The sequence below is a fragment of the Kocuria sp. cx-455 genome (assembly GCF_057707085.1).
The window spans coordinates 15,193-39,553 of the sequence record NZ_JBYIPM010000004.1; the positions used below are offsets into that span (position 1 = coordinate 15,193).

23 protein-coding genes are annotated in these 24,361 nt (G+C 65.8%); 7 read left to right on the forward strand and 16 right to left on the reverse strand.

The features are described 5' to 3' along the window. Positions 1-16: 16 nt before the first annotated feature. A complete protein-coding gene (locus AC3ENJ_RS07070) occupies positions 17-1,960 on the reverse strand; it encodes a penicillin-binding transpeptidase domain-containing protein (protein ID WP_431813536.1) in 1,944 nt (647 codons plus the stop codon). Between the two features lie 75 nt (positions 1,961-2,035). Between AC3ENJ_RS07070 and AC3ENJ_RS07075 the strand changes: the two genes are divergently transcribed. Then, positions 2,036-2,878, forward strand: coding sequence for a LysR family transcriptional regulator (locus AC3ENJ_RS07075; RefSeq protein ID WP_431813537.1), 843 nt, complete (start codon positions 2,036-2,038; stop codon positions 2,876-2,878). After that, entirely contained in the window at positions 2,875-3,768 is an 894-nt protein-coding gene (locus AC3ENJ_RS07080; RefSeq protein WP_431813538.1) for a serine hydrolase, read from the forward strand. The genes AC3ENJ_RS07075 and AC3ENJ_RS07080 overlap by 4 nt, the downstream gene beginning before the upstream one ends. A 129-nt stretch (positions 3,769-3,897) precedes the next feature. Here the strand turns inward: AC3ENJ_RS07080 and AC3ENJ_RS07085 are convergent, their stop codons facing one another. The 4 genes from AC3ENJ_RS07085 to AC3ENJ_RS07100 form a co-directional block, all read right to left on the reverse strand. Continuing rightward, positions 3,898-4,464, reverse strand: a complete 567-nt coding sequence (locus AC3ENJ_RS07085; RefSeq protein WP_431813539.1) for a hypothetical protein — start codon at positions 4,462-4,464, stop codon at positions 3,898-3,900. A 285-nt stretch (positions 4,465-4,749) separates the two neighbouring features. Then, positions 4,750-5,160, reverse strand: a complete 411-nt coding sequence (locus AC3ENJ_RS07090) for a hypothetical protein (RefSeq protein WP_431813540.1) — start codon at positions 5,158-5,160, stop codon at positions 4,750-4,752. Further along, positions 5,157-5,996, reverse strand: a complete 840-nt coding sequence (locus AC3ENJ_RS07095) for an NAD(P)H-binding protein (RefSeq protein ID WP_431813541.1) — start codon at positions 5,994-5,996, stop codon at positions 5,157-5,159. Before AC3ENJ_RS07095 ends, AC3ENJ_RS07090 begins: the two co-directional genes overlap by 4 nt. 63 nt (positions 5,997-6,059) lie before the next feature. After that, positions 6,060-6,506, reverse strand: coding sequence for a MarR family winged helix-turn-helix transcriptional regulator (locus AC3ENJ_RS07100; RefSeq protein ID WP_431813542.1), 447 nt, complete (start codon positions 6,504-6,506; stop codon positions 6,060-6,062). Between the two features lie 82 nt (positions 6,507-6,588). Between AC3ENJ_RS07100 and AC3ENJ_RS07105 the strand changes: the two genes are divergently transcribed. The 3 genes from AC3ENJ_RS07105 (at position 6,589) to AC3ENJ_RS07115 (ending at position 7,907) form a co-directional block, all read left to right on the forward strand. After that, positions 6,589-7,008, forward strand: a complete 420-nt coding sequence (locus AC3ENJ_RS07105; protein ID WP_190781100.1) for an organic hydroperoxide resistance protein — start codon at positions 6,589-6,591, stop codon at positions 7,006-7,008. 131 nt (positions 7,009-7,139) lie between these two features. Then, positions 7,140-7,601, forward strand: a complete 462-nt coding sequence (locus tag AC3ENJ_RS07110; RefSeq protein WP_431813543.1) for a DoxX family protein — start codon at positions 7,140-7,142, stop codon at positions 7,599-7,601. A 9-nt stretch (positions 7,602-7,610) separates the two neighbouring features. Next, the gene (locus AC3ENJ_RS07115) at positions 7,611-7,907 is read left to right on the forward strand and encodes a DUF6480 family protein (protein ID WP_498957854.1); all 297 of its coding nucleotides are present in this window, start codon (positions 7,611-7,613) and stop codon (positions 7,905-7,907) included. A gap of 20 nt (positions 7,908-7,927) precedes the next feature. Here the strand turns inward: AC3ENJ_RS07115 and AC3ENJ_RS07120 are convergent, their stop codons facing one another. Together AC3ENJ_RS07120 and AC3ENJ_RS07125 are read right to left on the reverse strand one after the other, a co-directional pair. Next, the gene (locus AC3ENJ_RS07120) at positions 7,928-8,692 is read right to left on the reverse strand and encodes a hypothetical protein (RefSeq protein WP_431813545.1); all 765 of its coding nucleotides are present in this window, start codon (positions 8,690-8,692) and stop codon (positions 7,928-7,930) included. A 67-nt stretch (positions 8,693-8,759) separates the two neighbouring features. Further along, a complete protein-coding gene (locus tag AC3ENJ_RS07125; RefSeq protein ID WP_431813546.1) occupies positions 8,760-9,362 on the reverse strand; it encodes a DUF805 domain-containing protein in 603 nt (200 codons plus the stop codon). Positions 9,363-9,611: 249 nt separating this feature from the next. On the opposite strand from AC3ENJ_RS07125, the gene AC3ENJ_RS07130 reads away from it, so the two are divergent. Next, on the forward strand, positions 9,612-11,162 hold the full coding sequence (locus AC3ENJ_RS07130; protein WP_431813547.1) for an LTA synthase family protein: 1,551 nt from the start codon (positions 9,612-9,614) through the stop codon (positions 11,160-11,162). A 46-nt stretch (positions 11,163-11,208) separates the two neighbouring features. Here AC3ENJ_RS07130 and recQ read toward each other — a convergent pair whose 3' ends face one another. The 6 genes from recQ to AC3ENJ_RS07160 form a co-directional block, all read right to left on the reverse strand. Next, on the reverse strand, positions 11,209-13,074 hold the full coding sequence (gene recQ, locus AC3ENJ_RS07135) for a DNA helicase RecQ (RefSeq protein ID WP_431813548.1): 1,866 nt from the start codon (positions 13,072-13,074) through the stop codon (positions 11,209-11,211). Between the two features lie 47 nt (positions 13,075-13,121). Continuing rightward, on the reverse strand, positions 13,122-14,681 hold the full coding sequence (locus AC3ENJ_RS07140) for a sensor histidine kinase (RefSeq protein WP_431813549.1): 1,560 nt from the start codon (positions 14,679-14,681) through the stop codon (positions 13,122-13,124). Next, positions 14,678-16,123, reverse strand: a complete 1,446-nt coding sequence (locus AC3ENJ_RS07145) for a glycosyltransferase family 2 protein (protein WP_431813550.1) — start codon at positions 16,121-16,123, stop codon at positions 14,678-14,680. Before AC3ENJ_RS07145 ends, AC3ENJ_RS07140 begins: the two co-directional genes overlap by 4 nt. Continuing rightward, complete coding sequence (locus tag AC3ENJ_RS07150; RefSeq protein WP_431813551.1) at positions 16,110-17,207, reverse strand: HEAT repeat domain-containing protein; 1,098 nt, start codon at positions 17,205-17,207, stop codon at positions 16,110-16,112. The genes AC3ENJ_RS07145 and AC3ENJ_RS07150 overlap by 14 nt, the downstream gene beginning before the upstream one ends. A gap of 7 nt (positions 17,208-17,214) precedes the next feature. Further along, positions 17,215-17,598, reverse strand: coding sequence for a response regulator transcription factor (locus tag AC3ENJ_RS07155; protein WP_431813552.1), 384 nt, complete (start codon positions 17,596-17,598; stop codon positions 17,215-17,217). Between the two features lie 316 nt (positions 17,599-17,914). Continuing rightward, positions 17,915-19,264, reverse strand: a complete 1,350-nt coding sequence (locus AC3ENJ_RS07160) for a threonine/serine exporter family protein (RefSeq protein ID WP_431813553.1) — start codon at positions 19,262-19,264, stop codon at positions 17,915-17,917. Between the two features lie 309 nt (positions 19,265-19,573). Here AC3ENJ_RS07160 and AC3ENJ_RS07165 point away from each other — a divergent pair, with 309 nt between their 5' ends. Further along, positions 19,574-20,434 carry a lipid II:glycine glycyltransferase FemX gene (locus tag AC3ENJ_RS07165; protein ID WP_190781091.1) on the forward strand — a complete coding sequence of 287 codons (861 nt, stop codon included), beginning with the start codon at positions 19,574-19,576 and terminating at the stop codon, positions 20,432-20,434. Positions 20,435-20,461: 27 nt separating this feature from the next. Here AC3ENJ_RS07165 and AC3ENJ_RS07170 read toward each other — a convergent pair whose 3' ends face one another. From AC3ENJ_RS07170 to AC3ENJ_RS07180, 3 genes are all read right to left on the reverse strand, one after another. Continuing rightward, positions 20,462-21,004 (reverse strand): DUF3995 domain-containing protein, encoded by a 543-nt coding sequence (locus AC3ENJ_RS07170; protein ID WP_431813554.1) that lies wholly within the window; start codon positions 21,002-21,004, stop codon positions 20,462-20,464. Positions 21,005-21,282: 278 nt separating this feature from the next. Beyond that, entirely contained in the window at positions 21,283-21,819 is a 537-nt protein-coding gene (locus AC3ENJ_RS07175; protein WP_431813555.1) for a Dps family protein, read from the reverse strand. A gap of 432 nt (positions 21,820-22,251) precedes the next feature. Beyond that, complete coding sequence (locus AC3ENJ_RS07180; RefSeq protein WP_190806433.1) at positions 22,252-24,300, reverse strand: CocE/NonD family hydrolase; 2,049 nt, start codon at positions 24,298-24,300, stop codon at positions 22,252-22,254. Between the last annotated feature and the right edge of the window lie 61 nt (positions 24,301-24,361).

The window sequence follows — 24,361 nt, forward strand, 5'->3', positions numbered from 1 at the left end:
GGCGGGGTGCTGTTGATCAAGCCGGGGGCGGCGACAGCACCTCATAGGCTGCGTCCAGGAACTCCTTGGCCAGCGGCGCGCCCGTGACCGAGCCGTAGTCGCCGTCCTCCACGAACACGGAGAACGCGAGGTCGCCCTGCGCCACGATGACCCACGAGTGCGTCCGGGGGAATCCACCTCGGTCAGGGTCGGGTTGACCGAACTCTGCAGTGCCGGTCTTACCCAGCACGTCTCCTCCCGGATGATTGTTTAGTTGCTCCAAATGACCCTCGGTGACCACGGCGCGCATCAGCTCTTTCAACTGCGCGGCCTCTTGTTCGGTCAATGTTGTCGGCAGCTCCCGAGCCGGTTTCTCTTCGGGCACCAACTGTGGGCACACGCAACGCCCCCGCACCACACTGGCCGCAAAAACGGCCATGGCCAGCGGTGACGTTTGTATTCTGCCCTGACCGATCATTGACGCCGCATGTTCGGTCCCCGCTTCGTCATGGGGAATATTGCCGGAATATGCAGAGATGCCGAGATCCCAGTCCGCGCCTATGCCGAGAGCCTCTCCCGCGGATACCAGGTCGCTTTGGCTCACGGAATCGTGCTTGTCGATCAACGCGGTGTTGCAACTCTGCGCGATCGCCTCCCGAAGCGATATGTCACCCAGGTGGTCCGGTAGATATGTGCCGGCGTTCTTGAACGTCTGGCCGTCCACGGTAATGGATTCGGAACACTGCACGGCCGAGTCGGGTGACGCGCCGTGACGCAGCAACGCCAGCGACGTCGCAATCTTGAATGTGGACCCCGGCGCGTACTGACCCACCGTGGCGGTGGGATATGAATTGTCGTCAGGACCGGAAGCCACCGCCAAAATGTCGCCCGTCGAGGGCCGCACCGCAACAATCGCGCTGGGACTCCCCGTGTCCTTGATGATTCCCTCGGCAGCTTTCTGCAAATCGGCATCAAGCGTCGTCGTCAAAGGACTCTTGGCCGGGGCCTTCTGCTCCCACAGCGGTCCCGTAGAGACCGGCGGCGCAGAGCCGTCCAGTTCTCGGATCGTCACTCGCACCGACGGCGCCGCGCGAAGTTTTTCGTCGAAGGCCTCCTGTAGCCCTCCCGCGCCGATCCACTCGGCATCCTTGATCTCGTCGCCTCGATTCTCGACATCTTCTGCGGTGGGGGGACGCACTGACCCCAGCACAGCGCTCGCGAAGCCCCGCTGCAGGGACAGCGGCATGGTGTTGGTCAGAACCTCGTAGCCGGTAATGGTTTTCAGCGCGGCCGCGTCCAACTCGAGGAAGTCCGACCGCCGTAGCGTGAGGGCATCCACGAACGCTTGGGGGCCGTACGCTGCGACTTTCTCCTGGTAGTCCTTCGGGTCGATGTCGAGCACTGCGGCGAGCTTGCGGGCGGACGCCGCGGCCTGGTCATCGGTGAGGCCCTGCTTATTGATCCCGGGCAGGTGCACTTGCTGGTCGGAGACCAGTGCGGCGCCGTTCCGGTCAAGTATCTGCGCGCGCTCGCCCGGGATGGTGGCCAGAGCAAGCCCCTGCCCTTCCGCGAGGTCCGGGTGCAGAATTGAGTCCTCCCACCGCACCCGCCATTGACCGTCAACCTTCTCCAGCTGCGCCTGGGTTTCGTAGGTCCACGCCTGCTCGGGATCGGTGGACGGCCAGGTGAAACCGAGGCGGGCGGTGGCCGCGCCGTCGCGTTCATCAATCCCCCGCACGTCCACGGCCGGGCGCTGCGACCCTTTCATTCGTTCTGCGAGGAACGATTGAGTATCCGAGGGTGCCGACACCAGGGGAACCCCGGCGACATCTCCCTGATGCAGGGACGTTGCAAGCCGCCCCGCAACGTCCCGGGGGCTCTCTGAACGGCCCACGGAACAAGAGGTCAGCATGCCGGCTGACACGCATGCCAACCCCAGTCCGGACCAGGTGAGGAAAGTGCGACGGTTGGTGGAGTTCATGCTTTGAACCTAGGAGCCGCAGTTGCCATAGGTCCAATATGATGAGAACCCAGAGTCCATAAGCAGAGGATTATCATGGCGGTCAATGTGACACGTCTGGCCACCTGTTTCGTGGCCGTGAGTGAACACCTGCATTTTGGTCGCGCCGCGGAGCATCTCGGGATGAGCCAGCCCGCCCTCTCGCAAGCTATCCGGCAGCTTGAAAGTCTGCTGGGATGCCAGCTGTTCATCCGATCCGGCTCCGGGGTGGCTCTTTCCCGAGATGGCGAGACGGCCCTGATGCGAGCCCGCACCCTCATCAGAGCCGAGCAGGATTTCCTGGCCACCCGCGATCGGGCGGTGCCCTTACTGGGGATCGCTCACGAGGTGCCCCAGGGGCTAGCTCTTGCGCTGATCCAACGGCTGCAGCCGGTCACGGCCGTGCGCCTCTCCAGCGCCCAGTGCGTGACGGACGTGCGTTCGGGAGCGCTGGCCGCCGGCGTCGTCATCACCCCGGCCCTGCTCACCGGTGTGAAGCCGCTGGTGGGCGCTGCAGCACAGGTCATGCTGTGGACAACTCAGCACGACGGTGCCATCACCACCGCCGCGCAGTTGCGCTCGGCGGCGGGGACCGAACTTGCCGTCTCACCGCGGCGCTGGAACACGGCCGTCTCGCATGAAGTTCAGGACAGTATGCGGCGCGCCGGGGCCACCGCAGCCCTCACCGAGGTCGAGAACGATGTGGCCGCGTTCAACGTCATCGCCCGTGGCGGGTGCATACTCAACCTGGGCCGCGAAGTTCCCGGATGTAGAAGCCGGCGCATTGATGCCGCCCTGCTGCGGATCGGATTTCAACTCATTGTTCAGCCCACCATCCGGGACGACGCCGGGTGGGCGGAGGCCTTCACGGTGGTGTTCAACCATCTGGATCGCCCATGACCTGGCTTGGGGACTCACTGGAACAGATCGCCGACGACGCCGCCGTCGAGTTCACCGTCAGCGCCCGTCACCTGGGTACCGGCGCCAGGTTCGACGTGCGCGCCGACGTCCCTTGGACTGCGGGATCGACGTACAAGCTCATCCTGGCGGCGGCCTGGCTGGAAGCGGTCGCGGAAGGGATAGCGGATCCACACCGCCGGGTTCTGATCGATGAGCAGACCCGCCGAGACGGGCCCACGGGACTCTCGCTCACCGATGATCCGGTGGAACTCAGCTACCGGGATCTGGTGCGGTCCATGCTGATCGTCTCGGACAACACGGCAGCCCACTGGATCTGGTCCGATCTTGGGGCCGAGTACATGCAGGTGAAACTGAAGACCTGGGGAGCCGATGTCACGAGCATCGTCGACACCGGGGAGCAGAACTTCTCCCGCGTGGAACTGGGCACCGGCGACGATCTCTGGCCCAGTGAATTAGAAGTTTTCACCTTGGAGAAGACCGACCTGCAGCTTTTCAGCGTTACCTCCGCCTCCGATCTGCGCATCATCCTGGAGCGACTGTGGACCAATCAACTCGCCACTCCGGAACTCTGCTCCTGGTTGCGGAGCGTCCTGGGGCAGCAACTTTTTCGCCATCGGCTGGCAAGCGGGTTCGACTACGACGGCGTGGAAGTTGCGGGCAAGACCGGCACGTGGGGGCCGTACCGCCATGAAGCGGGAGCGGTCACCCACCCCGGGGAGCCTCCGGTGGTCATCAGCGTCATGACTCGCTCCGCACGCGCCGCCCAGCAGCAGCCCCTCGCTCATGCTGCCGTGGGCCGCATCGCAGCGGCGATCGTCCAGGCAATGAGGCAAGGGTGGACAGGGGAAGGTCGCGGGTCCCCAGGCTGAGCCTTGACCCGCCCGCGCCCGTTCAATCAGGGCTTAGCCTCGATCCACCGATGAGCCCTCGGCTGGTGGAGTCGGCTTGATTAGCGTGGCATGGTGCGCCGTGGGCAGGAGTGAGTTCCGGTCATGCGTTCACGCTACCGAGCCGTCGCGCAGGACGGCAGCGCCGGCGGCGGCGCACCAGGCTCCCGCGATGAGCAGCACCGGAGCGCCCAGGATGCCGCACCAGAAGCTGCGCGCTACGTCATCCGCCCGGGCGAGCGCGGCGAACACAGCGATCACCGTGAGCACCACTCCGACGATCGCGAGGATCGGTTGGCCGAACACCCACGCCAGCGGAAGGAAGTGGATGCCGACGATCGCCAGGATCAGCGGCGCGATGAGGTCGGCTCGCCCGGCGAGGTTGGCCCAGATGGAGAGGCCGATCATCAGTGCGACCTCGACCCAGAACACCACGACGTAGGTGATGAACGGCGCGCCCTTCGTGTCGAACGCCGAGCCCGCACTCCAGTGGTGCGCCGCGATCGAGATGCAGATGGCGTCGAGCACGACGCCCAGTGCGCTCAGGATGCCGAGCACGATCCGCCACGCGATCCCGGCGGGAGGCTGCTCCTGCGCCCACCCGGCCCACACGAACGCTGCGGCGCCGAAGATGGCGCCGCTCATGACGAGGTCGCGGGGATGTTCGAGCGATAGCATCTTCACATTCTACGCCGGGCGCTGCTTCCAGCCGCGACTGCGAGAGCCAATCGAGCCCCGCGTGCTGGGCGAGGCGGAGCATCGGGACCAGCCCTGCGGCCGACGCGAGATTCGGATCATCGAACACCGCTGACACGGCAGCGGGAGCATGCTCTAAATGGCATCTACGAGATGCCTCTCGGACTCGGGGAATAGGACCTTGGACAAGCTCTACTCTCCCCGGTCAGAGGGGCATTTCTGCGTCATGACACACGCTCAACACCCAGCCCAATCGGTGGATCGAGGCTAACGGGAAAGGGATTCGTAGACCTCTACCAGGACGGACACTGTCGCCTGGTTCGCCCGGCACGTGGACATCGGCACCTGCCCGAACTCCTCGCGGGGAATCGGACCGCGACACAACCGAGCCGTTCGTTTCATATCCCAGTCGATGTATACATGCCAGCCATCGGCCTCTTCGGACACCGATCTGACCACGCCCACGGCGCACACCTGCTGCCGTTTGGACAGGTACGCCCAGATCGGATCGCCGGAGCGCATGCTGCGGTAGCCGCTCCGCAGACACCACCGATCCGCCCGCTGCGAGCGCCCGATGGCTTCCCACACGGCAGTGGCGTCAGCACGGGTCAGCCAGTCCGCCGGTTGGAACTCCAGGTGCGCCGCCGGGTTGATCGGCAGCAACCAGTGCACGCTCACGTGGATTCCTCGGTCGACAGCAGCGCAGCATACCCCTCACGGTAGGTCGGGTAGCGCAGCTCCCCCACGAACTTCTGCATGAGAGAACTGTCCAGCACCTTGCCGCGCGGTGCGGTATCAATGGGCGATGAACTGTCCGGGGGCACGGGTACATCCAACAACCTGGCAATATGCGCGGCCACGTCCCCCAGTACCGCGGGCTCGGTATCCACGGCATGCATCAGCGCGGGCGGCTCGGGAGATGCCAGCACGGTGTGCAGGACAGTCACCAGATCGTCCCGGTGGATCCGATTGGTCATCCGATTGTGGGCCAGCGCCTCACCGCGGCGCACGCGATCAATCAGCGACGTGCGTCCCGGACCGTAGATCCCCGCCGGTCGCACGATGATCACGCCGGGGAACAATTGGGCCGCCAACTCCTCGGCCGCAAGCAATACGCGGGCGGTGTCCCGCGCAGGAGACGGTGGGGTCGCTTCCGTGACAACCTCTCCGTCACCACCGCCCAGCACCCCGGTCGAGGACACCAACACCACGCGCTGAGGCGCACTCCCACCGGAACGCAGCGCTCGATGCAGTCCCCGCAGCGCACCCAGATAGGTACGTTCGTAGGCAGCAACGTCACGCCCGTCCGCGGTCAACGTGATGACCACGGCATCAGCCGGTGGCAGCGCGGCGGTTCCAGGGTTTGCCAGGTCCAAAGCGACGGGTGAGATCTCCTCGGGAAGCCGTCCGGGGCGGCGTCGTACCCCCGTGGCGTGCCAACCGTGCTCCACAAGGCGCCGTCCCAGGGCCGTGCCCACATCACCGCAACCGGCCAGAAGTACGTGGTGAGTCATGGGTCGAGCCTTTCATCCGGTGCCGGGGAGCGCCTGCCCGTCATCGCAGACATGGTCGAACGGTCAGCGGTCGTTGCCGAAAGCCTGCGCGATGTCTGCGAGCTGCGCCATCAGCAGGTGGTAGTCCTGCCCCTGCACGGGGAACCGAGCGGCAATCGTTTCGGGAACTTTTTCGGCGACCGCACGGAGATCGCGACCGGCATCGGTGAGCCCGATCAAACGACGTCGTTCGTCGTGTTCGTCGCGGCGCCGCACCACCAGGCCTCGCTGTTCGAGCCGGCGCAGCACGGGGGTGAGCGTGCCGCTGTCCAGTCCGAGGAGGTCGCCGAGCTGGCCAACGCCCAGCGGTTGGTCTGTCTGCCACAATGCGAGCATGGCCAGGTATTGCGGGTATGTCAGGCCCAGCCGGTCGAGCTCGGACTTGTAGGCGCGCACCACGGCATGACTGGCGCGGTACAGGGCGAAGCACAGCTGGTTGTCGAGATCCAGCGGAGAAGTCGGGGCGGTCACACCTGAATCCTAGCAAGAACGCTGGACACATTTAGATTGTGTCCAATATAGTTGTGTCATCATCATATCCGAAGGAGACGCCATGGAACCGATCTACACCGCAGAAGCCCTGAGCACCGGCGACGGCCGTTCCGGTCACGTCCGCACCAGCGACGACACCATTTCCATTGACCTGGCCCCGCCCCAGGAAATGGGTGGCAGCGGTAACGGCAGCAATCCCGAGCAACTGTTCGCCGCCGGTTACGCCGCCTGCTTCCACTCGGCCTTGCAGCTGGTGGCCAAGTCCGCCAAGAAGGACCTGGGCGATTCCGCCGTGGGAGCCCAGGTGTCCATCGGCAAGGAGGGCGAGGGCTTCGGCCTCTCGGTGATCCTCGAAGCCGTCATCCCGAACCTGCCCGAAGACGAGGCCCGCGAGCTGGTCGAGCAGGCCCACCAGGTATGCCCCTACTCCCGCGCGACCCGCGGCAACATTGAGGTCGAGCTGCGCGTCACCGACGAGTAAGCCTCTCGTTCCGAGCCGGGCGGCGCGGTCTTGTTTTCAGCAAGTACGCGCCGCCCGACGCCGCTCCTGCCGGCTCCCGAGCCGAGGCCACCGCACATCCGCTCCCCCGCCATTCGAAGTAGATTCGCTACATGTCTTGTCCCCGACGTCGCCCCGCCCGCGAGCGTTCCCGGACGATCACCCGAATCGTCTTGGGCAGCTTCATGCTGTTCGCGGGCATCGCGCACCTGACCTTTGCCCGCGAGGAATTCCAGGCACAAGTTCCCTCGTGGCTACCCATCGACCACGACCTGGTGGTGCTCGGCTCCGGCGTGGTCGAAATCGCCCTGGGCGCCGCGTTGATCGCGCTCCCCAGGTACCGCTTGATCACCGGCGTTACCCTGGCCGTGTTCTTCGTGGTGGTGTTTCCCGGCAATATCGCGCAGTACGTGGAGGGAACGGACGCCTTCGGCCTGGACACGGACGCTAAACGCCTCGCGCGGTTGTTCGGTCAGCCGCTGTTGATCGCGGCCGCGCTGTGGGCCGCCGGACTCCCAAGACGCTCCGCACCGCACACCCGCTCCATCGACGCACGTGACACGTATGCTTTCTAAACGGGACGTGTGACTTCCCATCCCGCCCATTACGGAAAGCAGGCCCACATGTCAGACATCGATCCGGAAAACCCGCGTCCCGACCGTGAACAGATGGCCGCCGCAACCAACGAGGATTCGGGTTACAGCATCGAGGGAGATACTCCGCCCGCCGAAGGTCTGGGTGTGGGAGACACCAACAACGAGCTGGATGTCGACCGTCCCGGTGACCGTTCCAGGGGAAAAATCGCGGTGGCCGTGCTCGCCGTTCTCGTGGCCGTGTTCCTGATCCTCGCGATCATTGGTCGCGTGGTCGGGTTCATGTAGTCCGCTGCCGCCGGCCGGGATCAGAATCCCTGTGCCTGGATGATGGCGATCTTCTGCCACACCTTGCGGGCCATGTCGGAGGTGAGGGTTTCAATGCCCTCCACGGCGTCGAGTACGTCACCGTCCGTGGTGTCCTCGGCGAAGAGCGCGGCCGTCTTCCCGACGAGCGAGAGCATCTCCGTGCAGTAGTCGAAGTAGTGGGCGAGCTGTTCCCGGGTGAGGTCCAGCCCGCCGTCGGCCCGAGAACCACGCTGGAGCCGCTCCGGCACTTTGGTGAGCTGGTGCATATCAATCACGTGCGCCAATGAGCGCAGCCGGTGCACCAGACGCAGCACACGGGCGCGTTCCAATCGTTCGGGGATCGCCACCAGGAAAAAGATGGCGATGCCCGCGAACACCAGGTTGTTGACCACGGTTTCCAGCAGCGGAAGCCAGTCCACCGGGCCCAATGAATCCGGTGTCTGCCAGATACTGACGGCGGCAAGCACAATTGCGCCACCGAAAATCGCGAGCACCGCGATGATTCCCAGGCGGGAGAGCAGCCGGGCGAGCCGAATGCGACGTCGACTGATGCCTCCCCCGCTGATGACTTCATCGACGAGACCCAGCAGTTCTCCGCACACCTCCCACAGGCCACGGTCCGGAAAGCGCGAATACACCCGTTTCTGCAGGGCCGCCGTGGATTCGCGGACGGCGGTGCTGTCCAGATGTTGGTAGCGAGAACCGACGGGAGGAGCGTCGTCGTGATCGTCGGGCCGGGCGGGAAGTTCAACGGGATAGCGCACCCATAGAGGGTACGGGACGGGACAGACGGAGGGCCGCCGATTCTCCCGATCGGCGGCCCTCCTCACTTCACGACGTGCTGACTTCCCGGTCGAACCGCGCTCCGGCGGGGTTCGGCGGCAGCACGTAGAAGACCAACAGAATGATCGGCCCGAGGAACGGAATCAAAGACAGCAAGTACAAGAAACCGGACATGTTCACGTCATGCAGTCGCCGCACGGCGAGCGCGATGCTCGGAATGATGTGGGCCACTACGAACACGAGGAGCAAGAGGGACAGGAAGATCCCCAACCCGTTGGGTTCGCTTCGTGCCGAGTACGAGTAGGACGTGGCGGATGTGACCGTATTGCTGCTCACCACCTCGCTGCCCACCGTGCTGATGAGCACCGTGAGCAGGACGTAGATCAGAAAGAAGAAGAGCGCGATCCACCAGTACTCGGAGCGGCTGGCGCGTCCGGAGAACTGGGCGTACTTCTTGTAGAACCGTTTGATGGCTTGGCCGGGTCCCACGGGAACGCCCGGCTGGGAGCCTGGTTGCTGGTGGCCGCTCTGGTCGTCACCGGGTGCGCCACCGGGCCGATACTGATCGGCGGCCGGAGAAGCGTCGTACCGTTGGTAGTTGTCTAGCTGCGAGTCTCTCTGCTGGGAGGCATCAGAGTTGGGGGTGCTCATGTTATGCCCTTCACACGTGCGAATGATGTGCTTACAGACACTAACCCGTAAACAGCCGCCCGTGCCGTTAGCTCGCGAGAGTCTTTTCCGAGCCTCCTGACCCGGTCTCGCCGGTATTTCCAAGCAGCCAACCCCCGCCTTAACTCCGGGGAACGGGTAGGTTAACGGTAGTTGTTTTTCAGATGCCCGGGTACGGGCGGATCCACAGACGTTCGGCAATGGCCCGAGCATCGCACGCGAGGAGTTCTCATGGTCACCCGGACCCTCCCTGCAATCCGCCGGTTTGGCGTGATCCTGGGGTACCTCCTGGTGTACGTCATGATCTGGGCCGGTCTCGCCATGCTCGTTGCCGCGATCGGCATCCGCTACTACTTCGGCAAAATCTCCTTCGGGCAGATGCGCCTCAACATTGTCACCTTGGAAACCGACGGCGGCGGTGGCTCCCTGGTCTGGATGGGCATTCTGGGCATCGGTGTACTACCCCTGGTCATCACCGTCGGCATTGCGGTGTGGCAGTATTTCCGGCGCCGCAAGCGCCGTCGGCTGGGGTGCGACACCCGGCCCCACGGTAAGAAATGGGCCATGCGCGGGATCTCGACCGCCCTGGTGGCCGCGGTTGCGGCGGGCGGGACCACGGCGTTCGCCTCCACCGTGGGTATCGGTGACTACATCCGTTCGGCCAGTTCGCCGTACAACATGAGCGATTACTACGCGCAACCCACGGTCACCAACGCGGACGCCAAGCGCAATCTGGTGACGATCTACTTGGAGTCCGGTGAGCAGACCCTCGCGAATGACGAGCACTTCGAGAAGGACGCGTTCGCTCCCCTCAAGGACGTGACGCGACCCGAGGACGGCTGGCAGAGCATCGAGGACTTCAACCAGTACGAGGGCGGCGGCTGGACCATGTCCGGGCTGGTTTCCACGCAGTGCGGTGTACCGCTCAAGGGCGTGGGGGCGTCGGTGGACAGCGGTTCCCCCGACCAACTCGTCGGCAGCATGAACAGCTACCTGGGTGGCCTCACCTGCCTGGGCGACATCCTGGCCGAGCAGGGTTACACCAACGTGTTCCTGGGCGGCGCCAACCCGTCCTTTGCGGCCAAGGGCACCTTCCTGGCGAACCACGGGTACACCAAGGATCTGGGCCTCGATGACTGGCGCGCCGCCGGGGAACCCGAGGAGAGCTTCCGCAGTGACTGGGGCCTGAGCGATCAGCGCCTCATGGCCAACGCCAAGAACGAGATCGATCAGCTGTACGCCACGTCGGTGCAGACGGGCCAGCCGTTCAACCTGTCCATGCTCACCCTGGACACCCACGAACCGGTGCACATTTACGATTACTGCACCGTGGACACCGAAAGCGAAGTGACCTCCGCGTTCTTCTGCTCCATGACCCAGGTGGCGGACTTCGTGGAATATATGGACCAGATGGGATATCTCGAGGACACCTCCGTGGTGATCATGGGTGACCACCTCAAGCACATGAGCGCCGGCGACGCCTTCCACGAGCAGCTGGGTGGGAACACCAACCGCACGATCTTCAACCGGATCTGGGTTCCGGGTGAGACGGGCACCCCCGAGACCCGCTCCGGCGCCGATCAGCTCAACATGTTCCCCACCCTGCTCGAGGCCGCCGGGCTGACCCTGGAGAATCGCGAGGCCGGGTTGGGCGTTTCCGCGTTCACCTCTGACATCCCCGGCAGTTCCGCGCAGAGCTTCGAACCGGATCCGTACAAGGACCTCTTGGAATCCCGGTCGGAGAAGTTTTACTCCGGGGCTTGGGCCAGCACCGCACCGTAACTTGGGCAGCGCCTGACCTAACGACGACCCCGCGTGCGCGCGTTGCTCACGCGTGCGCGCCGAGCGCCTCCAGCACCGCGTCCCCGTACTCCGCGAGCTTCTTCACGCCCACGCCGCTCACGGCGCCCAATGCTCGCACACTCGTGGGCTTCGCCTCCACGATGCCCACGAGCGTTGCATCCGAGAACACCATGTAGGGCGGAATCTGCTTCTCCTTGGCGACCGACGTGCGCCATGACCGCAGGGTCTCGAAGACTTCGCGGTCAGCCGTCTCCAAACCCTCGGCGGCCGAGGCGCGGGCGCCCCCGGCGGACCGGGCGCGCCCGCGAGCCGGCGACGTCGGCGCCCTGTCGACCGCCAAGTTCAGGGTGACTTCGCCGCGCAACACGGGACCGGCGTTCGGGCCGGGGACGAGCACGCCGTAGTCACCCACGGCCTCCACGATCCCGCGCGCGAGCAGCTGCCGTAGCACCGAACGCCATTCGCGTTCGGACAGTTCCGTGCCGATCCCCCACACGCTCAACTCGTGGTGGCGTGATTCCACGGAACGCTCGTTCTCGCGCCCGAGCAGCACGTCGAAGACCTTGCCCGACCCGAACTGCTGACTGCGCTCGCGCTGCAATCGGATGAGTGTGGAGAGCAACTTCTGCGCGGGCACCGTCGCATCCCACATGGCGGGCGGTTTCAGGCACGTATCGCAGTTGCCGCACGGCTCGGACTCCTGGCCGAAGTACCGCAGCAGTTGCACACGGCGGCACGAGACGGTCTCGCACAGGGCGAGCATCGCGTCCAAGTGCGAGCGCGCGTTGCGCAAGTGCAGTTCGCTGCCCTCGCCACGGTCGATCATGCGGCGCTGGTTGACCACATCGCCCAGACCGTAGGCCAGCCACGCGGTCGACGGGAGCCCGTCGCGTCCGGCGCGGCCCGTCTCCTGGTAGTAACCCTCGATGCTCTTGGGCAGGTCCAGGTGCGCGACGAAACGCACGTCCGGTTTGTCGATGCCCATGCCGAACGCAATGGTTGCAACGATCACGATTCCCTCTTCGCGCAGGAACCGTTCCTGGTGATCGTGGCGGACCGAGGCATCGAGACCCGCGTGGTAGGGCAGCGCCGCGATCCCGTGCTTCTCCAGCCACTCCGCGGTGGTTTCCACGCTCTTGCGGGAGAGGCAGTACACGATGCCGGCGTCGCCGTCGTGTTCGGTGGTGATGAATTTCAGCAGCTGGTCGCGGCCGCGGTCCTTGGGTTCGATCCGGTACTGGATATTGGGGCGGTCGAAGTTGGAGACGAAGTGGGCTGCGTTCTCCATGCGCAGGCGCTTGGTGATTTCGCGATGCGTGCTGCGGGTGGCCGTGGCGGTCAGCGCAATTCGGGGGACGCTGGGGAACGCGTCCGCAAGCACGGACAGGCCCAGGTAGTCGGGGCGGAAGTCGTGGCCCCACTGGGCCACACAGTGCGCCTCGTCAATGGCGAAGAGTGCGATCCGGGCCCGGCGGAGCAGGTCGAGGGTGCGGGGCAGGATCAGTCGTTCGGGTGCCATGTAGAGCAGGTCGATGTCGCCGGCGAGCAGTTGTTGTTCCACCGCTTGTGCCTCCTGGAAGTCCAGGGAGGAGTTCAGGAAGGCCGCTCGAATGCCCACCGCCTCAAGTGCTGCCACTTGGTCCGACATGAGCGCTATCAAAGGCGAGATCACGATCCCGGTGCCCTCCCGCAGGATTGAGGGGATCTGATAACACAGCGATTTACCGCCGCCGGTGGGCATGAGGACCACGGCATCTGCCCCGCTCATCACCCGGTCAATGATGGCGGCCTGTTCACCGCGGAACTCGTCGTAGCCGAAGACGTCGGAGAGGACGCTCAGGGGTGTGGGTGCGGCGTCGACGGTCTGCATAGCGGTGTGGTGGTCCTGCATGGTCTCCACACTATGTCCGGTTCCGGATGCAGAAAGACCCGAGCCAATCAGTCCTCACGCGGGGGCGCCGTTTGAACCTCCGACACCGGGGGCAGATCCATGATGACCGTGGTTCCTTCTCCCTCGACCGAGCGCAGCTCCACGGTCCCGCCGTGCTGCTCCACAATCGTGCGCACAATGACCAGCCCCAACCCCGTACCGGGGATCTGCTGGTTCGCAGCGTTCGAGGCACGGGTAAAGCTGGTGAACAGCATATCGATGTCCTGAGCGGGGATCCCCATTCCCGTGTCCTCGCACGTCAATCGCGCTCCCTCGCCGTCGGGTGTCCGGGAGAGGGAGAGGGTCACTGTGCCACCCGGCGGGGTGAACTTCACGGCATTGCCCACCACGTTGGTGATGGCACGTTCCAATCGGTCCCTGTCCCCCAGCGCCGGCCAGGTTCCCGCAAGTTCCTCCGTGAGGGTCACCTGACCCCTCGTGGCCTGCGGCACGAGATTGGTCATCACCCGGGAGGCGCAGTCGGCGAGGTCCAGCTCGCGGTAGTGCCTCGAGCGACCGTCTTGCTCTTGGTCCAGCTTGTTGATCAGCAGCAGGTCCTCGATGAGCACTTGCAACCGGTTGGTATTGCGCTGGACCACGTTCAGCACACGATCTTGCTCCGGAGTGATCTTCCCGAAGTCCCCGTCCTGCAGCATTTCCACGTAACCGCTGATGGAGGTGAGCGGGGTGCGCAGCTCGTGGTTCGTGGTGGATACGAACATGGATTTCTGCCGGTTCAGCTCGTGCAGTTGCTCGACCGTCCGCTCGCGCTGAGTGACCACCTCCCTGGCCTCCTTAACCGCCTCGTTGAAGGTCTCCGCGAGGTGGATGAGTTCCACGGCACCCCGCGAGGTGTCCGCAACGGCATCGGTTTCCCCCTGCCTTTGTCGAGCCACGGTGCGCTGCAGATTGCGCAGGGGAGCGGCCAATAACTGGTCCACCCGGCGCAACGCCACGAGAATCACGGCCGAGGACACCAGTGCGGCCGCCAGCAAGGCTATGTTGGCCATCCTCATGGACCGGTTCAGTTCCGCCCTGCTCTGCGTCCGCAGCTCCACCGCGGTGTTGCTGATACTGCCCAACTCGGCCAGGGCCTCATCCATGGCCGCCGCGGTCTGCTGCAGATCGGTTGTTGACCGCGGGGAGGAACTGTCCGGCCTGCGTGTCAGGACCAGCCATTCGTCCACGGCCTCGTTCATGCGTTGAATCTGGGACAGGCGCCCCGCCGCGACGGTCTCGAGCCGCTCCTGCGCATCGGTCAGGTCAGCGGTCGCCCGCACGTAATCCTGCGCGAAGTTCTCATCCTGGCTGATCACATAACCCCGCGAGGCGGTCTGGGCCTGCAGGAGGGCCCCTTGCATTTCGTGGGCCGCGTCCACGAGGGGCGTGATGGTGGTCCGGGTCGTCTCCACGTGCTCCCGCACCGATGCCAATCCCCACGCGGCCGTGGCCCCCGTGATCAGCAGCGCCACGAACCACAGCAGTACCAACCGCTGCAGGATGACGCGTACTTTACGGTGGCGCACACGACCCAACCGCGCGCGCATGCGCTGGGCCCGGGAGCTCACGCGTCGACCTCGGTGAACCCCGAGCGGGTCATGGTCCCCCACTTCTGCTGGCGTCCCGTCAACGCGGCGAACCAGCCCTCCAGGCGCCACCACGCGGTGAGTTGGCGGTAACCCGCGTTCTCAAGCACCGCGGCTATCAGGGTGGTCCCCAGATCCCGCCAGCGAGGGTACTTGTGGTAGCTCAGTTCCTCCACGGTCACGGCGGCGAGGGTCACGATGATGGCGTAGGCGTAGGCCACGAACATGAAGAGCAGGAAGTACTGCCACGACACCAGCCCCAGGAGGAAGCCGAGAACGATGAGCGCCAGTCCGGCAAGTTCCAACAGCGGGGCGATCAGTTCGAAGATCCAGTAGTAGGGCACCGCCACGAGGCCCAGTCGACCGTAGCGGGGGTTGAACAGCATGCCCCTGTAGGCCCACAGCGTCTCCCACAGGCCTCGATGCCACCGTGACCGTTGTCTGCGCAGCACGGGAGCGGTGTCGGGCACCTCGGTCCAACAAATGGGCTCGGTCAAGAATGTGACCCGGTAGGGCTTACGCTGCCGCCGAAAGGTCTTGTGTAACCGCATGACCAGCTCGAAATCCTCACCGATGCTCTTGGTGTCGAAGCCACCCACCGAGATCAGCGCGTCACGGCGGAACACGCCGAAGGCCCCGCTGATCAGCAAGAGCGCATTGATACGGGACCATCCGGCCCGTCCCAGGTGAAAAGCACGCAGGTATTCCAAGACCTGGATGTCCGCAAGCGGCTTTCCGGGCATCCGAACATCCAGCACGCGTCCGCCCTTCACCCGGCACCCGTTGGCGGCGCGGATGACCCCTCCCGCGGCCACCGTGGTGATCGGGTCCTCAATGAACGGCCGGGCCACCGCGAGCAGCGCCCCGGGGTCCAGGATGGAGTCCGAATCCACGAACAGCACGAGGTCCTCGCGGGCCAGGTTCACGCCCGCGTTGACCGAATCACTACGGCCCGAGTTGGCCTTACGCACCACCGTGAGCCGGGTACGCCCGTCGCGGGGCACATGAATACTCGTGGGCTGTTCCAGAACTGCCACGTCCTGCGGCATCCGGCGTGACACCGGGACCAGGTCGAAGGCTTTGCGCAGCACCTCGAAGCCGTTGTCGGTGCTGCCGTCGTCCACCACAATGACCTCGTGATGCGGGTGTTGCAGGGACAAGAACGATTCCACGGCCACGCGGATCCCCATCTCCTCGTTATGCATGGCCGTCACCACGCTAATTCCCGGCATCGTCCGGGACCGCATGAGTTCCTCCCGACCGGCGAACGGGACCCGCCGCCGATGCGACACGAAGTCCACGGTCGCGAGCACGATCATCACCAGGTAGGAGGTGTTGATCAGCAGGAAGTACACGAGAACGGGCCACGCGGCGAACGCGAGCACGGCTGCAACGGCGGCGCGCAAGAACTCAATCCAGTCCACGGGTGGCACTCCTCATGGCGACTAGTTGCAGTGCGTAGGTGGCGGGCAGCTCGGCGGGACCCGGTGCATCGGCAAATGTCCGCAGCCGCTCGCGGCCCCTCGGCCCCAGCTCGGCGAGGGCCACGGCCGCGCGTTCGGACAGTCTCGGACGGGTGTCCGCAACGAGCGGAGCCAACGCGTCCACCGAGGAGGGCAGCCCGATTTCTTCGAGGGCGTCCACGGCAGCGAGCGCCACCGTCTCGTCCGAGTGCTGCGCGAAGCGGGCCAGCATGGGCAGATCGAACGACCCCCCGATCTCGCCGAGTGCTTCCACGAGCGCCGCGAGAGTCCGGGGGTCCTCCTCCACGACGAGCCGTTTCCGGACCACCGGGGCCGCTCGCGGTAAGGGGCGGGTGCCGATCACCGTGGCCGCGACGTGGCGCACGGAAGGTTGCGGGTGCGCTGTCGCCTCCGCGACCACGGGGGCCACGGCGTCGTCGAACGCGCACAGGGACTCCACGGCCACCCAGCTGGGCAGCCCGCGCGGACGACGTCGTGGGGCCACCGCGCGCATCACGGGCCGGGCGGCCTTGCTGTCGCCGAGCAGTGTGAGGGCGCGCGCTGCGGCGACCACCACGTCCATGGAGCGGTCCTGGAGCAGGGGCACGATCTTGGAGCCCGATTCGCGTTCCCGCATCAACCCGAGGGTCCAGGCCGAGTACGCGCGCCGGATCGACCGTTTCGAGGCCAGCCCCCGCAGCGCCCAGGTGGCCCGGCCGTGCGAGCGCAGCACCTGGGCCAAGGCGCGCGCCGGTTCCCCCTTGACCTTGGAGAGCATGGTGGAAACCGTGCGGTCGACCACGCGTATGCGCCGGTGGGTCACCGTGGCCAGCCGGCCCAATGCGGCGGAGTCCTCGTCCTCCCCCGAGGCCACCGCGAGCATGGCGGGTCTCAGCTCATCGAGGACCTGACGATCTTGGCGTTCGCGCCAGAGCCGCCCGGTCCGCGAGCCGAGGATCACTGCGAGCAGAAAGATTGCGGCCCACACCAGGACCCACAACACCACGGTCAACAGCTGCGGGGCCACTACGGTGGGGGTTACCACGAACGGCTCACCGCGCCCGGCCGAGCAGGGTGTTGACCCGGTGCAGCAATTCTCGCGGGCTGAAGGGTTTGGTCACGTACTCGTCGGCGCCGGTGTTGTAACCGTCGTCCACGTCCGTGTCCCGGGCGCGTGCGGTCAGCAGGAGCACCTTGACCGGCTCGAGTCGTTGCTCGGCCCGGATCTGACGCAAGACATCCAATCCGCTGAGTCCCGGCATCATGACGTCCAGCACCACCAGGTCCGGTGTGGTGTCTTTGAGTACCTCAAGGGCCGCATTGCCGTCCGCCACGGCTCGAACATTGAAACCGGCCTGTTCAAGTTTGAAGACCACGAGGTCCCGAATATCGGGGTCGTCGTCCGCCACGAGAACTGAATGTTGGGCAGGGGTCACGAGGGAACTCCGTGTGGTGGGGGGGTGAATACGCTCCGCGAGGGTGCGGGTCAGGAGCTACCCCCAAGAATATGCGAGTTCATAAAAAATACCGGGATTGCCCGCTTTCATGCCGCGGGCCCTGGCTGTTCTCGGGTTCTCCCGGACGCCGTCGGTGGCCTAGGACGAGCACGCGGGCCCCACCGGCTCAGCCCTCAGCCTGAGGTGAGGAAAAAGCAGCACCGCGGTCTCAGGGGAGGCAAGTGCACGGATTCCCCGGCGAAACGGCATCTTCCTCACATAGGACTTCCGCGCTGCAGAATCCCGACTCAACCCGTCACTGCGTGAACGGCTTGGAGAAGATCGGGACCATGATGTCGCGGAAATTCTCCTCGTCGGCCATCTCCTTGCGGAACACACGACCCGGGTACTTGTGGGTGAACTGCTTGCGGCGGCTGGCCCACAGAGCCTCGGAGGCGAGGTATTGACCCAGGATGCCCCCCATGGACAGGCAGAACGCGGTGATGGCGGCGTCCAACAGCGATTTGTTGGCGCCATCCATACCGAAAATCGTGCCCAGCACACCCTGGTACACCAGCATTCCGGGGAACAGCGGCAAGAGTACGACCATCAATGAGGCGTTGGACGCCATGTTCAGCGCGCGCGTGAGGACCACGCACACAGCCCCGGCTGCAACTGATGCGACCAGGATCGCCCCGAAGGAACTGATCCCGGCGGTGGTCAGGGACAGCATGAGAAGCGTTACCGACCCGCCGAACAGACCAAGGGCACCGAGCTTCCAACCGCGCCCTCCGGAGGCGAGCGCGAAGCCGGCCGATACCAAGACGGCACCGAGCACTGACAGCCCCCAGCGGGTGTCATCCATCTCGAGGTGCTCGATGAAGTTCATGTCCTCACCGAAGATCGGCTGCATCAAATGGATACCCAGAGTCACACCGGCGACCAGGCCGGCGGTACTGGTGATCACGTCCAAGATGCGGCCGGAGGCAGAGAGATACCATCCGGTGATGACATCGTGCACCGCGCCGTAAGCGGCGATACCTGCCAACCACGCAGCCAGGGAGGCCACGATGCAGACCGCGGGCTGCGACGTCGAAAAGAACAGACCAGAAACGCATGCGCCCATGACCGCGGTGAAGCCACCCGCCGCGAGACTGAAAATCAAGGGCGCCTGAGTGCGCACGACCAGCGCGTAGACCGCGTACACCGCAGCGGCAATAAAGGCTGCGCTGATGGTCGTGATCAGCCCGCCACCCAGAATGAGGGAAAATCCGAGACCGAACATCGCGAAACCCGTGGCCGTCAGGCGATGCCCGATGACACGCGATTTCGCCGTGACTTCTTCCATCTCTCTGATGGCCTCTTCAATGGAGAGCTCATTCATCACGAAGGCTTCGAGTACCTCACCGGTCTCGGTGCGCAGGCCAATGTCCAGCGTGCCCGGTTCGGATTCGAGGATGCGGGTGCTGGGAGCGTCGTCGGGCTCTTCCTGGTGACTGATGGTGACCTGACCCAAACTGACGCTCACGGTGACGTTGGGCATCTCGGTCTTTTGGAAGATCGACAGGAGGGACTTAGTGGTACTGGCCGATCCCGAACCGCTCCGGATCAGAGCATCCGCGATCAGAAAGGCCAACTTATAAGCGGCCTGTTCAGTGGAGAGCATGACGGTCACCCTAACGTCACTTCACGGATGCCGCCAATGACGTTAGAAACGGAACAACACACCTGATCAGACCCGGGTGCCCCTGTCGACTGACACCGGGCGACTGTAGTCTGTGCAAATGCGGATAATAAGAAAATCTGAGGACCTCCGGGACACCTCCCGCCAGAACGCGTCACCGATCGCCGCGACCTGGCCCCTACTAGCGGAAAGCCCCGCACTGTGATTCTCGCTCCGCTTCAAGGGACCACGTGGCGCCGGGTCCAGGAGGCCGAAGGTCGCCGTGTACTGCCCGGCAAGGGAGAAGGATGGATGGCACAGGCCATCGTGGAGGAGCGGCGCGTCGGCCGCTACCTGTACTGTCCCTACGGTCCGGTGGCTCGAGACGACGCATCCTTCGACGCCGCACTGCACTGGCTGTTCACCCAGGCTCGAGAAACCGGATCGTGGTTCTTGCGCGTGGAACCGCCCAGCCCGTCGGGCTGGTTACGGCAAGCGACCGACAAGGAGATCTTCCGGCGCCGAACGGCCCTGCAACGCCGAGGCTTCCGACGAGCGGCTCGCGCGCTGCAGCCACTCCGCACCCGGTGTCTGGACCTGACGGTGGACGAGCCGGAACTGCTGGGAGCCATGACCGGCACCAACCGCACCCTCCACCGCAGTACGGCAAAACGTGGCCTGACAATTGAGGCCAGTCACGACCCGGGTGACATCCACCATTTGATCAGTCTGCTGGCCTCGACCGCGCAGCGTCAGGACTTCAGGTCCCGTGACTCCACACATCTCAAGACCCTGGCCGAGACCGCACTCCCCACCGGCGCCGGCACCCTCTTTCTCGCCCGTCAGGATGACCACGTGCTCAGCGCGAACCTGGTGATCGATGACGGCGGTGTTCGAATGTTCCTCCACGGTGCATCCGATCCCGCGTACCGCAAGTTGCGAGCACAACAATCGCTCACGGTCGCGGCCGTTCTGGACGGTCGGGAACGCAGACTCGAGGCGGCCGATCTGTTCGGAATCGCGCCCAATGACGATCCCGAACACCCGTGGGCGGGGTTCACCAAGTTCAAAGCATCGTTCGGCGGTCATGTCCTGGAACATCTGGGGGCCTGGGACCTACCCGTTCGACCCGCCGCGTACCATGCACTGCGGGCTGTGCAGAGGCTCCGGTGAGCACCGCGTGATCAGGCGTGATGTGGGTTACCGGCTGTGCGGTCTTCGGCGCTTCATGTCACTTTGTGTGTTCTCACCTGGGGGCGTGGGACGCGGCCTGCGGTGCAAACGGTGAGGCAAGGTCCGCGAGCGCAGCAGCGCTGTGATCAGCGCTGCTCCCCAGAGCAGAAACAGCGGATCCCACAGCCACGCGTGTCCGATCATGCCCGTTCGGTCATAGTCGCTGTCAGGCATGATCAGCCCCGCCAGGACGAGGTTGGCGGTCACGGTGTTGATCCCGCCCCATGCCACCAGCACGACGGACCCGGCCCACGAGACACCGCGCACCGCGCGTTGCGAAGGCCCCGGCCAGTCCTGGGCGGACCAGGGCAACCACGCCGCCAGGAGCTTGACCACCCCGACGAGCAGCAGGACCCAGAGGCTGTCCCGTAACGTGGACACCAGGTCCCGCCCCACGGTGTCCAACAGCCAGGTGCCCCCGAGGCCCCAGTAGAGGCTTGCGAGTGCGTGCAGGGTGCCGGCCAGCGCGGCGATGCCGAACCAGATCCTGCCCGCCGGTGTCGTCGCCATCCGGCCAAGCCTACGGGAATGTGGGCGGCGCACCAGGGCCGTGGGAGATCCCGCCCCCCACCCTGGTACCCGGGGCATCGTCACCGCGCCGATGAGGGCGTCGAATACGGCGCTGCCGATGACCCGGTGGACAGCGGTGTGGGCCCGGCCCGGGGGCGCCAGCACCAGGCCGGTGCGGACAATCGGAGCATCCCTTCTCCTCTGCTCCCGGACGACAGAACGCCCCCATCGTGCGGTGGGGGCGTTCACCCGGCTCGCCGGGTGGCGGAAGCCGGGGACTACTTGTTCTTGTCGGAGGGCCGTCGGGTCTCGGCGCTGATGAACCACGACTGCTGCTCGAGCTTCTCGAGGTACTCGTGGAGCAGGTCCGCGCTGGTCGGGTCGTCCTCGTCGACCGCGTCGTGGACCTCACGCATGGTCCCGGTGCAGGCCTCGATCGAGGAGACGATGTAGTCGATCGCGTCAGTGGTCAGCATCTCTCCCTGCGGGAGCTCCGGCAAGGAGGTCTGCGCGGCCACGACACTCGGGCGTCCGTCCGGGGTCGCGTGCAGCGCGCGCAGCCGCTCGGCGAACGTGTCCGCTCCCTCGCGGGCGATCGTGACGATCTCATCCAGGTTCAGGTGCAGGTCGCGGAAGTTCGGTCCCACGATGTTCCAGTGGGCCTGCTTGCCCACCAGGTGCAAGGCGATCATGTCCACCACGACCTTTTGCAGGTTCTCACGCAGGGATTTGGGTGCCTCGAAGCCCCTCTCCGCGTTCTCTTCGCGGGTCTTGGTCTCTCCGGCGGGCTCCGGCACGGTCACGGTCTCGGCCATCGTGTTCTCTCTTTGTTCGATGGTCGCCGCCGGGGCCGGAGCGCGTGGTCGGCGCCCGCCCATTCTCCTCGGGCCGACCAGCCGTGGCACGCCCGCCGTTCCCGGCGGCCGGAATACTCACATTTCTCACTACAACACCACCCGCGGGGCGGTCACAACCCTCTCATGCTAGGAGCGCACGCGGCGCCCCGCCCCGGGGGCGGGGCCGCGGTGGGCATGAGCCCGCTGTGGCCGGTGAGGTTCTCCAGCCCGGGCGAGGGCCAGCAATCACCAGGATGAGCAACAGGCAGCCCGCAAGGTGGGCGAGGATCGCGGCCGATCCGGCGGGTTGTCAGGGGCCGGCAGCCCTGCGAGAGGTCCTGTCAGGCCTCGGTAACCCGGTGAGGACCGGGAATCGGTGCTCCTGGATCGGGGTCGTGCGCAGGGCCCGCATCAGGAGGCGGTGCGCGGGATCGTGTTCTCCCAGGTCCTCGTGAAGAACTCCTCCTGCCCGTCCCGGCACGTGACCGTCGACTCGGTGTAGAAGTTCTGCGCGTCGCACCGGATCCGGGTGATCGCCTCCAGGGAGGCCTCCCACCCGCTGTCCGGGCGGGCCAACCGCACGTTCCACACCGCCTCCGTGCGGGCCGAAAGGGGATCGCCGGAGATCCAGTAGCGCTCCACGGCGTCCTCGTCGTAGTGCAACCCGTCCGGGTAAACTCTCGTTCCGCCGTAGGCCGGGTCCACTTGGATGACGGTCTCCCTGGCTGCGACGTCCCTGCTGATCAGCCGTTCCGGCCTGCTCACCCCGGCGCGGCCGGCCTCGGGGTAGTGCACGTCCAAGCCCTCCGGCTGCACCGGCGGGTCGAAGCGCACCGCCGCGTCCGCCTCCGCACCGGCGGTGTCGACGGCGCGCCGGGGCAGCACCAGCGCACTGGCGTCCAGGTCGATGCGCAGCCCCTCGTCCTCGGGCTGGGGCCAGATCCACGGCCAGTACGCCGTGGTCACGGCCACGCGCAGCGTGTGCCCGGCGGGGAACCGGTACCCGATCCCCGTCATCGCCACGTCCACGTCCACCCACTCCCCCGCCGGGAACGGGACCGTGGACTCCCGGCCCTCCCGAGCGGAGAGATTGAGGTTACCCCGGGTGACCAGGGTGGAGGAGCCGTCCGGCGCGACGTCCAGCAACCGGACGTAGACCTGCCCGCGGGTCGCCTCGGTGGTGACCCGCAGCCGGGCGCGGGCGTTGCCCAGGATCTCGAGGTCCTCGGTGAGCGGGTGGTCGAAGAACACCCCGCGGGCGTCCTCCGCGCGCTGGTCCACCGGTAGGTCGGCGTCGTTGCCGAACGGGAAGTAACGGCCGGCGTCCTGACCGGTGTGCTGCGGGGACTTCACGTACACCGAGCCGTCGGCCAGCCCCGCCGTGGGACCCAGGTGAGACTCGTCGAGCACCACCGGGTGTTCGGTGACCTGTGGGGAGGGCCACCGCGCTTCCGCGACCCACCGGCCGGGCACCTCGTCGTACACGGAGGAGGGACGGATGCTGTCGGTGATCCAGGTGCGCAGCAGGGGGGTGTCCATCACATCGTTGGGCTCGTCCTTGAGCCAGCGGTCGAACCAGCGCAGGGTCTCACCCAGGAAGTCGATGTGGGGGCCGGGGCGCAGGTCCCGGTCCGGATACTGGTGGGCCCAGGGCCCGATGATCCCGCGAACGTTCTTGCCCAGGGCCGAGAGGTGCTGCACGAGCCGCAGCACGGTGTCCCGGTACGGGTCGAACCAGCCGCCCACCGCCAGGACCGCGGTGTTGATGCGGGAGTAGTCCTCGCACACCGAACCGAATTTCCAGAACTCGTCCCGGGTCTGGTGGCGCAGCCACTCGTCCAGGTAGGGCTCCATGCCGTTCAGCCGGTGCTCCCACTGCTCGCGCCACTTCTCGCCCCACACCCTGGGGTCCGGCGGGCGGGACTCGAAAGCCAGCATGGTGGCGGCCCACGCGTGCATGTCCACCCCGAGCAGAGAGCCACCCATGTAGTGCACGTCGTTGTCGTAGCGGTCATCGGCGGAGCAAGTGGTCACGATCGCCTTCAGCGCCTCCGGCTGCCGGGAGGACAGCTGCAGGGAGTTGAACCCGCCCCAGCTGATCCCGAACATCCCCACGGACCCGGTGCACCAGTCCTGGGCGGCGAGCCACTCGACGACCTCCACGCCGTCGGCCTGCTCCGCCTCGTCGTACTCGTCCCCGGGCACGCCCTCGGAGCCTCCGTGACCGCGGATGTCCACGCGCACGGAGGCGTAGCCGTGACCCGCGTAGTAGGGGTGGCGCTCGTGGTCCCGCGGTGCGGTCCAGTCCCCGTGCCGGTAGGGCAGGTACTCCAGGACGGCGGGAACCGGTTGGTCGGTGACGGGCCGCCAGATCTTGGCCCACAGCCGGGTGCCGTCGGACAGGGGGATCCACTGTTCCACGATCCTCGTCTCGAACGGGAAGTCCTTGATGATCTCCACGGTCGCTCTCCTCAGGGGGTCGAAATGGGACGCCGTGCCGCACGATGTCACGGCATTCGCG

What these genes read in the sequence shown, in the direction of transcription:
- AC3ENJ_RS07070 (WP_431813536.1), bottom strand. Translation starts at nt 1,960, where the DNA reads ATGAACTCCACCAACCGTCGCACTTTCCTCACCTGGTCCGGACTGGGG.
- AC3ENJ_RS07075 (WP_431813537.1), top strand. Translation starts at nt 2,036, where the DNA reads ATGGCGGTCAATGTGACACGTCTGGCCACCTGTTTCGTGGCCGTGAGT.
- AC3ENJ_RS07080 (WP_431813538.1), top strand. Translation starts at nt 2,875, where the DNA reads ATGACCTGGCTTGGGGACTCACTGGAACAGATCGCCGACGACGCCGCC.
- AC3ENJ_RS07085 (WP_431813539.1), bottom strand. Translation starts at nt 4,464, where the DNA reads ATGCTATCGCTCGAACATCCCCGCGACCTCGTCATGAGCGGCGCCATC.
- AC3ENJ_RS07095 (WP_431813541.1), bottom strand. Translation starts at nt 5,996, where the DNA reads ATGACTCACCACGTACTTCTGGCCGGTTGCGGTGATGTGGGCACGGCC.
- AC3ENJ_RS07105 (WP_190781100.1), top strand. Translation starts at nt 6,589, where the DNA reads ATGGAACCGATCTACACCGCAGAAGCCCTGAGCACCGGCGACGGCCGT.
- AC3ENJ_RS07110 (WP_431813543.1), top strand. Translation starts at nt 7,140, where the DNA reads ATGTCTTGTCCCCGACGTCGCCCCGCCCGCGAGCGTTCCCGGACGATC.
- AC3ENJ_RS07125 (WP_431813546.1), bottom strand. Translation starts at nt 9,362, where the DNA reads ATGAGCACCCCCAACTCTGATGCCTCCCAGCAGAGAGACTCGCAGCTA.
- AC3ENJ_RS07130 (WP_431813547.1), top strand. Translation starts at nt 9,612, where the DNA reads ATGGTCACCCGGACCCTCCCTGCAATCCGCCGGTTTGGCGTGATCCTG.
- recQ (WP_431813548.1), bottom strand. Translation starts at nt 13,074, where the DNA reads ATGCAGGACCACCACACCGCTATGCAGACCGTCGACGCCGCACCCACA.
- AC3ENJ_RS07160 (WP_431813553.1), bottom strand. Translation starts at nt 19,264, where the DNA reads ATGCTCTCCACTGAACAGGCCGCTTATAAGTTGGCCTTTCTGATCGCG.
- AC3ENJ_RS07165 (WP_190781091.1), top strand. Translation starts at nt 19,574, where the DNA reads ATGGCACAGGCCATCGTGGAGGAGCGGCGCGTCGGCCGCTACCTGTAC.
- AC3ENJ_RS07170 (WP_431813554.1), bottom strand. Translation starts at nt 21,004, where the DNA reads ATGGCGACGACACCGGCGGGCAGGATCTGGTTCGGCATCGCCGCGCTG.
- AC3ENJ_RS07175 (WP_431813555.1), bottom strand. Translation starts at nt 21,819, where the DNA reads ATGGCCGAGACCGTGACCGTGCCGGAGCCCGCCGGAGAGACCAAGACC.